The sequence below is a fragment of the Stieleria sp. genome (genome assembly GCF_041595215.1).
Lineage (GTDB): Bacteria > Planctomycetota > Planctomycetia > Pirellulales > Pirellulaceae > Stieleria > Stieleria magnilauensis.
On the sequence record NZ_JBFHKV010000202.1, the window covers coordinates 1 to 9,730 of the forward strand.

The 9,730-nt window shown below is 60.1% G+C and carries 6 protein-coding genes; 3 read left to right on the forward strand and 3 right to left on the reverse strand.

The features are described from left to right. Positions 1–67 precede the first annotated feature (67 nt). Together ABX749_RS10285 and ABX749_RS10290 are read right to left on the reverse strand one after the other, a co-directional pair. The gene (locus ABX749_RS10285) at positions 68–985 is read right to left on the reverse strand and encodes a DUF58 domain-containing protein (RefSeq protein WP_372895902.1); all 918 of its coding nucleotides are present in this window, start codon (positions 983–985) and stop codon (positions 68–70) included. After that, on the reverse strand, positions 982–1,968 hold the full coding sequence (locus ABX749_RS10290; protein WP_372895906.1) for an AAA family ATPase: 987 nt from the start codon (positions 1,966–1,968) through the stop codon (positions 982–984). Before ABX749_RS10290 ends, ABX749_RS10285 begins: the two co-directional genes overlap by 4 nt. Before the next feature lie 391 nt (positions 1,969–2,359). On the opposite strand from ABX749_RS10290, the gene ABX749_RS10295 reads away from it, so the two are divergent. Next, a complete protein-coding gene (locus tag ABX749_RS10295) occupies positions 2,360–4,672 on the forward strand; it encodes a DUF4159 domain-containing protein (protein ID WP_372895903.1) in 2,313 nt (770 codons plus the stop codon). A 158-nt stretch (positions 4,673–4,830) separates the two neighbouring features. Here ABX749_RS10295 and ABX749_RS10300 read toward each other — a convergent pair whose 3' ends face one another. After that, complete coding sequence (locus tag ABX749_RS10300; protein ID WP_372895907.1) at positions 4,831–5,856, reverse strand: extracellular solute-binding protein; 1,026 nt, start codon at positions 5,854–5,856, stop codon at positions 4,831–4,833. Positions 5,857–5,912: 56 nt separating this feature from the next. On the opposite strand from ABX749_RS10300, the gene ABX749_RS10305 reads away from it, so the two are divergent. Both ABX749_RS10305 and ABX749_RS10310 read left to right on the forward strand, forming a co-directional pair. Next, complete coding sequence (locus ABX749_RS10305) at positions 5,913–7,289, forward strand: hypothetical protein (protein WP_372895904.1); 1,377 nt, start codon at positions 5,913–5,915, stop codon at positions 7,287–7,289. A gap of 250 nt (positions 7,290–7,539) precedes the next feature. Next, the gene (locus tag ABX749_RS10310) at positions 7,540–9,441 is read left to right on the forward strand and encodes a S8 family serine peptidase (protein WP_372895905.1); all 1,902 of its coding nucleotides are present in this window, start codon (positions 7,540–7,542) and stop codon (positions 9,439–9,441) included. Positions 9,442–9,730 lie beyond the last annotated feature (289 nt).

The following is a 9,730-nucleotide window of genomic DNA, read 5'->3' on the forward strand; positions in this document are numbered from 1 at the left end:
GCCCCCATCGTTTTGCCCCCATCGTTTTGCCCCCATCGTTTTGCCACTCCCTCCGCGTCTTAGCCAGCTAAAACCGGCTCTGCCGCTGCGTCAGATACTCCGTCAACGCAGTGTCAAACGGCATGCTGGTATCCAGCGGGACGTAATCGATTTGCAGTTGATTGCAGCCGTCGCGGTAGGCGTCGCGAAACTCGGCCAGCGCCGCCAGGTAGTCTTCACGGAACCCGGTCGCATCAACGGACACCGATTGGCCGGATTCCGAATCGGTGAACTGCACCGGACCATCATAAGGGAATTCAACTTCGGCCGCGTCCAGGACGTGAAAGACGATGACGTCGTGTCCGGCGTGCCGCAGTCGCGCCAATGCCGAGACGACTTCTGCGATTTGTTCTTGCCACGTTTTTTCGTCATCGTCACTGGGCCACAAATCACTGAACAGCATCACCAGCGAGTGTTGTTTCAACATCGCGGCGACTTGTGTCAACGATGCCGGGACGTCGGTCGCGCCGGCGGGCTTCAGGTTCGAGAGTCTGGCGATGACGTCGCCCATGTGCCCGCGGCGGGAACGCGCCGGCAGTGAGGCGTGGACTTTCTCGTCAAACGTGATCAGCCCGACGGGGTCTTGCTGCATGATCATCAAGTACGTCAGCGCGGCGGCTAAACACGTCACGTACTCGAATTTCGTCATCGACTGGTTTTCGGTAAACCCCATCGACTTGGACAGGTCGATGACCAGGTACCCGATCAGGTTGGTTTCCGATTCAAAGCGTTTGACAAAATACTTGTCGGTCTTGGCGTAGACCAACCAATCGATCAGCTTGGGGTCGTCGCCGCGGTTGTAGCGTCGGTGTTCGCTGAACTGGACCGAGAAGCCGTGAAAGGGGCTGCTGTGCAAGCCTTGCAAAAACCCCCGCACGACCATGCGGGCGCGCAAGTCCAGCCGTTTGATACTCTGCAACGCTTCGGGCGAGAGCAGGGAGCTCATTTGGCCAGCTTTTCGGGTTGCGGCGGTCGGATGTCATCGAGCAATCGCGTCACGAGCGAGTCGCTGTCCATCCCTTCGGCAGTCGCTTGGAAATTGGTCCCGATTCGGTGCCGCAGAACCGGCAGCGCAATCCGCCGGACGTCATCGACGTCGACACTGAACCGGCCTTCCATCGCCGCCATCGCTTTGGCGCCGGCGATCAAGTTTTGGCCGGCTCGAGGTCCCGCGCCGAAATCGACCAACTCGCGAATGTAGTCGGGTGACGTTTCGTCCGACGGCCGAGTCGCGCGGACGATGCTGGCGACATACTTGATCACGAACGGGTTGACCGCCACGCTGGTGACGAGTTGCTGGACATTCAAGATCGCTCGTGCGGACAAGACCTTGTTGACCGTCGCGGTTTCGCCCCGGGTCGTCGTCGTCAGGATTTGCTCTTCTTCGGCCGCCGAGGGATAGTCCAGTTTGATGTTGAACATGAACCGGTCGAGTTGGGCTTCGGGCAGCGGATAGGTGCCTTCCTGCTCGATCGGGTTTTGGGTGGCGATGGTGAAGAACGGTTTGGGCAGGGCAAAGGTTTCGCGTCCCACGGTGACCTGGCGCTCCTGCATCGCTTCGAGCAATGCGGCCTGGGTCTTGGGCGGGGTGCGGTTGATCTCGTCGGCCAGCAAGATGTTGGCAAAGATCGGGCCTTCGACAAAACGGAAACTGCGTTTGCCGTGTTCGTCTTCTTCCAGGACTTGTGTGCCGGTGATGTCCGAGGGCATCAGGTCGGGTGTGAACTGAATCCGTTTAAACGACACATCCAGAATGCTGGCCAGTGTGCTGACGATCAGGGTCTTGGCCAATCCCGGCACGCCTTCGAGCAAGCAGTGACCGCGGGTGTAGATCGCGGCCAACAATTGCTCGATGGTTTCGGATTGTCCGACGATGACTTTGGAAAGTTCGCTGCGGATCGTCGCTTGATGGTCGGAAAACTCACGCAGGACGTCGCCGAGGTTGCGTCCGGGCTGGCCGCCAGGTTTGCCGGCCGGCGGATGGGGTGGAGTCGGGGCGCTCACGATAGGGCAGCTACCTTGCAATGTGATTGGGAAGAATGTCTCGGCACGGACCGAAAGCTGAAAAGCGCCAACGAAGGGCAGTTTCTACCGGATCAGTCGAACGATATCAGTCCCGCGGCGTAATCCCAAGTCCGTAAAATAACGGACGGGCACTGCCGCTGCGGACATGCTCTGCCGCAAACCGCCCATGGCAAACCGCCGAGGTTCCAAATGATATCAGCCGGACTGCGACAGCGTACGGGCATGACCATCGCTCGCACGGACCAATCAGTGTAAGATGCAGACCTGGGTTACTGGTAAGGGGGGGGACCACCAATTGTTACGCTGCATCACTCTGTTTTTGTCGCTCGTGGTCGCGTCGGCCGCCGTTCCTTCCAAAGTCCACGCCGAGGTGGATGCTGCGGCGGTGAATCGCGCGATCGATCGCGGCGTTACCTATCTTCGCAGCGCCCAGAACGATCGCGGCGGTTGGGATGAGTTTCAGGGCCAGTCGTGCGGCCTTTCTTCGCTGTGCACCCTGGCATTGCTCAATGCCGGCGTCTCGCGTGATGATCCCGCGATCAAGAATGCGATGACGTACCTGCGGGCCACGGTTGCCGAGAGCACGTACTCGGTCGCGCTGCAAACGCTGGTGTTTTGTCAGCACGGATCGGCCAGCGATCTACCGCGCATTCGCAACAACGTGACTTGGTTGACCGAGGCTCAGACCGCCACGGGGGCGTGGAGCTACGGCGGTAAACGACAATTCGGCGGCGACCCCTCGAACGCGCAGTTCGCACTCCTCGCTCTTGGGGCGGCCCAAGACCGTGGCGTGGCGGTCAAGCCGGAGGTGTTTGAACAAGCGATCGACTATTGGGAATTGCAGCAGAATCCCAACGGCGGTTGGAGCTACACCGGCGGTGCACCGACCGGAAGCATGACCTGTGCCGGGATCGCGTCGCTGATCATCGCCAACGGCCGCCTGGGCAACGCCAGTTCATCGGTCAAGGACGGCAGCATCGAATGTTGCGGAGGTGATTCCACGAAACAAGATCCGATCGCCCGCGGCCTCGATTGGCTGGGCAAACGATTCAGCGCCGAAGTCAATCCCGGCGGCAGCGCCGACACCTATTACTACTATCTGTACGCCATCGAACGGACGGGGCGACTTTCCGGACGCCGCTTCTTTGGCGGTCACGATTGGTATCGCGAAGGCGCCGAACGACTGATCCGCCAGCAGGACGGTTTTCAAGGGTTTTGGGAAGGCGGACAATGGGAACGCCCCACCGTCGCCACGTCGTTCGCGTTGTTGTTTCTGTCCAAAGGCAAACGCCAGGTCGTCGTCGGGCAACTGGAACGCGACAAGACGGACCAACGGGAATGGCAACCCCACCCGGACGCGTTGCGGCAACTGGTGCGGCATGTCGAACGGGCTTGGGGGCGCGACCTGACTTGGCAAACCGTCCAGCTGGAAAACGCCGGCTTGATCGACTTGTTGCAAACACCGGTGTTGGTCATCAGCGGCAAAGAAACGCTGTCGTTGAGTGCGGAGAAAAGCGAGCTGCTGAAGGATTACGTGGACCAGGGCGGCACGATTGTGTTTGACGCCAGCGGCGACAGCGGCTGTGGTAACGCGGCGAATTTTCAAAACAGCGTCGCCAACCTCTGCGCCCAGTGGTACCCCAATGCCCCGCTGGAACGCTTGCCGACATCACATCCGGTGTGGAACGCCGAACGCAATGTCGATATCACCGCGATGCCCAACGGGTTTTGGGTCTATGGCGTCCAAGCCTGCTGTCGCACCGCCGTCTTTTATGTTCCGCAAAGCCTGACCTGTCGTTGGGAATTAGGCGACCGGCTGTTTCAGCGTGGTGAAACCGACGATCCGGTTCGACGCCAAATCGATCACTCCATCCGCATCGGACAAAACATCATCGCCTATGCGACCGGGCGTGAATTGAAAGACAAGCTGGACGCCCAGATCGTGCTGCAAGCCGACGCGATGGAATTGACCGAGCGGGGCACGACGCGAATCGCTCGGCTGGACGTCGGCGCCGGCGGCGAAGACGCGCGTCGTGCGCTGCCCAACGCCTCGACCATCATCCGCAATCAAACGCAGGTGGCGATCAGCGTGCCCGAAGACCCAGTCCGGTTTGACGAGCAAGCCTTGGCCGAAGTGTCGGTGCTGTGGGTCCACGGTCGACGCGACTTTGTGCTGTCCGCCGAGCAGCGTGACGCGCTGCGCCAATTCATCGAGCACGGCGGAGTGATTTTGGGCACCGCGATCTGTGGCGACGAAGCGTTCGCCCAAGCGTTTCGCCGTGAGTTGGCCGCGGTGCTGGGCCAGAACTCGCTGCAATCGATGCCTTCGGACCATCCCATGCTGACCCCGCAGTACTTCGGTTACGATTTGCGGTCGGTCACCATCCGGCGGATCGGTCGCGGAGCCGGCGGCCAACAAATCCGTCGGCAAACCTCACCACCCATCCTGGAATACGCCGAAGTCGATGAGGTGGTCGCGGTGGTGTTTTCGCCGCTGGACATCAGCTGTGCGCTCGAAAGTCAAAACTCCGTCCAATGCCCCGGTTACGGAACCGAAGACGCCGCCAAGATCGTCACCAACGTCGTGCAAATGGCGTTGAATCAGTAGGGTATGCCGGCGGAAATCTTTCCGTAGCGTTTGCCCAAAAAGCAGATCTGGGGTTACGCCCGGATTCGCTGGGGCTCATCCGGTCTCACCCCAGGCTATCTTGTGGATCGCCGTTGGCGAACCGAGCATTGGATTCTGCTTCGCCCTGCATCAGATTGTCAATCCGGGAACACCGCCATCACTTCTTCGGCCCACTCGGTCCAGCCTTCCGCGGCGGCTTCGAAATCGACTTTCATCCAGCGCACCGGTTCTTTCGGCATCACGCGCGGCCGGTACTCGCTGTCACGGCTGATCGGCAATTGGCTGCTGTCCCCCATCGCCAACCGGTCTTCGGTTTGAGCAGAAACCAGGTAGTCGGCAAGCGATTCCGCGGCGACGGGATGGGGAGCGTCTTTCAAGATCGCCAACGTGTTGGGAATGCGTAGGGTTCCCGGTTGGTCGGATTGCTGATCGGGGAACACGATCGCGACGTTTCGCAATTGATCTTTCTCGATGATTGCGTCGTCGGTGTCGGTCAGCCCCCAGGCGACTTCGCCCGACGAGACCGCCAAGGCGACTTGCTTGTTGCCCGACAACACCACCGCGTTGTCGTGAATCTGTTTCAAGAACTCCAGCGTTTCATCATGACCGTCACGGACACGGAGCACCGCAAAATGAGTCGCCGTGGTGCCGAACAAGGGTCGAGCCATCGCGCAGTTGTGTTTCCATTTCGGATCGATCAGATCGGCCACACTGCTCGGGTAGTCGTCTTTGGAAGGAATCTTGTCGGTGTTGATCAGCAACACGCGCGCCCGGGCGGCAAATCCGCACCACGTACCGTCGCTGGCGATCATGTCGCTGGGCCAACCCGGGGCAACAGCCCACGTCCGCGGTTTCAACAGACCGAGCTTTTGCAATCGAACGGTGTGCATGATCTCGTTGTTCCAGAACACGTCACAAACCGGCGAATTCTGTTCGGCGAGAATTTGATTGACCAAGCCGACGGTTTTCGTCGATTCGACATCAAATTTGCCGACGATCCCGGTCTCGTAGTCCACACTTCGTTCATAAGCGGCAAAAATCGGTGTCGCGAATTGCTCGTCGAGCGCCGAGTAGACCACCACGTCCCGCTCCGCCTTCGGAACACATGCCGCAGTCGAAAACAACAGTGGGCAGATCAGCAGCGGCCAATTCAGCAGCCTCATCCGCGACCGAGCGAAGGTGAATCGTCGTTTCGCGACCGGCAGGTTAGAATGGTGCAATGGTTTCATTTTTTGAAGATCGTTTGGTCCACGTCGAAGGGTGCTCCGACCCGGCACCTGTTGGTGTGTTGCCGCGCAAGCTTGCCATGCAAGTGCGTGCCCGTTGCCGGAGCGGCATTCTAACACTGATCGCCATGATCGGCATCGCGGCGCAGAGTGCTACGGTCGCATCGGCGCAAACGCCACCCCCAATGCAAGTGGTTGAGGGAAAGCACATTGTCCTGAAATCCGATTCGGGGTCACGGGAATCGCTGGTCGAGTTGGCTGAATCCTATGACGCCGCGGTGCCCCAGTGGGAACGGTTTTGGCAACTGCCGCCTGGGACGTTGGATCGATGGCGGGTCGACGCGTTTGTGATGGCCGATCCCCAGCGGTTTCGTGACAGCGGAGATCTACCGCCGGATTTGAGTTTTCCGTTTGGCTATGCCATCGATTCGAACATCTGGGTGATCCGCCAAAAAAGCGACTACTACACCCGGCATTTGTTGTTGCACGAGGGCGTGCATGCATTGGCGATCGAACTGTTCGGCGGCACGGGACCGTCATGGTTCGCCGAAGGGCTGGCGGAAATGCTGAGCGTTCACCGCGGCACGGGCCGTCAGGTCGAAGTCAACGTGGTGCCGGAATCAACGCAACTGGTTCCCTACTGGGGACGTTTTAAACTACTCTCTCAACGTCGCGACGAGCAGCGGATCCCGACGCTCGATGCCGTGCTCCAGTACCCGCCCGATCTGAAAAGCGACGTCGAATCGTACGGTTGGAGCTGGGTCGCGGCGATGTTGCTCACCGAGTACCCCGAGTATCGACCGGCTGTGTTAGCCGAAGCCCAAAATGGCAGCCTGAGAACCGTCGCGTTTTCGACTGCGTTCAAACGGCGATTGAGTCAACAGTGGCCGATCGTGCAAGCCCGCTGGCGGATGCTGACCAACACCATCGACTATGGATTTGATTGGTCGCGCGAGCGAATCGACTTAGCGATCCGCGACAAACTTTGGCGCGGCAACCCGATCGAAACGACGATCCAGGCTGATCGTGGCTGGCAGAGCGTCGGTGTTCGATTCGCCCCCGGCATGCGCGTCAAAGTCTCCCCGCGCGGACGATGCAGCCTGGACGACGATCCGAAACCGTGGATCAGCGAGCCTCCCGGGGTCACGATTCACTACGCCAACGATCGACCGCTCGGGCAGCTGCTGGTGTGTGTCTTGCCCAACAAGACCGACGAGCAACGACAACTCGAACCACTGCTGATCCGCAGCGTGGAATCCGACACCGAAATCATCATCGACGAACACTGTTGGTTGCTGTTTCGGATCAACGACGACCTCGGCGATCTGGGCAACAATCGTGGCGGCTACACCGTGTCGATCCGGAGGTAGGGTGCACGCGATGGATTGGTCAAAAAATTGATTGGTCAAAAAATGGTGTGGTTGAAAAACGCTCCGGGTCCGGCGCCTTATTTTTTGACCAACAAATTTTTTGACCAATTCTCCTCCCCCCAACTTCGACGTTGCCGTCTTCAACCACGTTGCAAAATTGAACCTGACCCGGCCCACCGGTTTTGATACGGTCGGCTCGAACTCGCTGGGTTCCCCGTTCTAATTCTTGCCAGTGTGTGGTGGGTCTGTGATGCGTCGACGAAAAGGATTTCGTGGTGGTGTTCATTTTGCCAGTTGCCGACGGCTCGGGGTCGAATCCCTCGAAACACGTCGACTGCTTGCCGGCGATTCACTGTCTCTGTCACAGCATCCGATTGATGACAGCCCAGCAATCGAAAGCGTCTCCCAACAAATTCAAGACCTTGCTGTCAATGTCAGCGCCTCCGACGCCGCCGGCGATACTCTGCAGACGGCGGCCAACTTTGGCGTGGTCGATGGAACACTGCAGCGTGCCGGACGGCTCAGCTGGTTCGACCGGATCGATGTGGTTCGTTTCGAAATCGCCGCCGATGCCAAGGTGCGGATCACGTTGGATCAACTCAATCGCGACGCGAATCTCTATGTTCTCGATCGCAACGGCAACCTGATCGGTTCTTCGACGCGTTCGTCCAATCGCAGCGAATCGCTTTCGGGGTCGCTGCCCGACGGCGAGTATTACCTCGCAATTTCCTCGGTCGATTATCGAAGCATTTCCTATCGACTGACCTTGGACGTTCAGACATCGCCATCGCAACCGACGGCGAGTCCCCCGGCGGCACCGACGCCGGTACCCCAGCCGTCACCGCCGCCTGAGCCGACCACGGTGACGCCGCTGGCGGAAGTGGCCTATTACGGCGGCAGCCGGGAATGGAATCTGAATGCCGTCGCGGCACCGGAAGCGTGGGCGGCCGGCTACCGTGGACAAGGCGTGACAGTTGCCGTGGTTGATACCGGAGTGGATTTGGATCACCCCGACTTGGCCGGCGCCCTGTACGTCAATCCCGGCGAGATCGCGGGCAACGGGATCGACGATGATCGCAATGGATTCGTCGATGACGTTTCGGGTTACGACTTCGTCTCCGGAGACGCGATTGCGGATGACGGCAACGGACACGGAACCCACGTGGCCGGCACGATCGCGGCGGGCGATAACGGTTTCGGCGTGACCGGAGTGGCTCCCGATGCCAAGATCCTGCCCGTTCGAGTGCTCGACGATTCCGGCAGCGGAACCGATGGTGGCGTCGCTGCCGGCATCCGCTACGCGGCCGATTTAGGCGTGCAAATCATCAACCTCAGTCTCGGTGGCGGGATCAGTTCACGGATCGCCAGCGCGATCGACTACGCCACGTCCTTAGGCGCGTTGGTGGTGGCTGCTGCAGGAAACGAATCGGCGGCCAGCCCAAGCTATCCGGCGCGGCACAGCGCCGAATCGACCAGCGTGCTTTCAGTCGGCGCCTTTGACGCGTCCGGTCGCATCGCGGGCTTTAGCAACAACGTGGGCGGCAGCGGGGCGGTTCAAGTCGACGCGCCGGGCGTGAGTGTCTACAGCACCTATGCCGGCGGCGGCTATCGGTCTCTCAGCGGCACCAGCATGGCCAGTCCGCACGTGGCCGCTGTCGCCGCGCTCACGCTGTCGGCCAACCCGCAACTCACGTCTTCGCAATTGCGGGAACTGCTCTCCAGCGGAACCGTCGGACAAGCTGCGTCGAGTGATTCGATCGGCAAGGTCAGCACGTTGAATTCGGTCGCCTTTGCCGCCGCGGGACTAACGTCGGCCGGAGGCATCACCGGTTCGGACCTGGCAACCTCGTCCACCTCTTCGACCCAAGTTCGCGCCGCGCGAGGAATCATCCTGCCCACCCCAACGGACTCGATCGCCCCGCCCACACCGAAAGTGGCAGAGCGAACGGACGAGGGCGTCTTCCCCTTGCCCGTCGAAGGGTCTCGCACCAAGAAAGTCGGCTTTGCCGAATCGATGTCATCACAGGCCATCGACGATGTGTTGGCGGACGTTGACAACGATTGGACGGATGCCGCATCAGGGCGTTGCGATGCTGAGCCAAGGGTCGAGCTGCGAGCGGGTTTGAATGCGGCGGAGATCACGTGGGGATAATCACCCCCGACTGCTCTCGATCGATGACCAGCTGAGCTACAACTCAACCGGCTTGATCGGCTAGAATGCTCGCAACCCTCGCACCCAACGCTGCGAAGCATTTATCCGCTGTGTTTGACGAGCTTTGAGCGGAAGGGCGCAAGCCCAATACCGCTAAGAAATGCTTCACAGCGTTGCCTTCCACCGTGAGCTTCAGGATGACGCATCGGCAGACCAACACCAGGAAAAAAACACGCCACCGAAGCGGCAGGACGCGGGCGGTGACGCCAAGCGTGCACCCGGCGGGGCC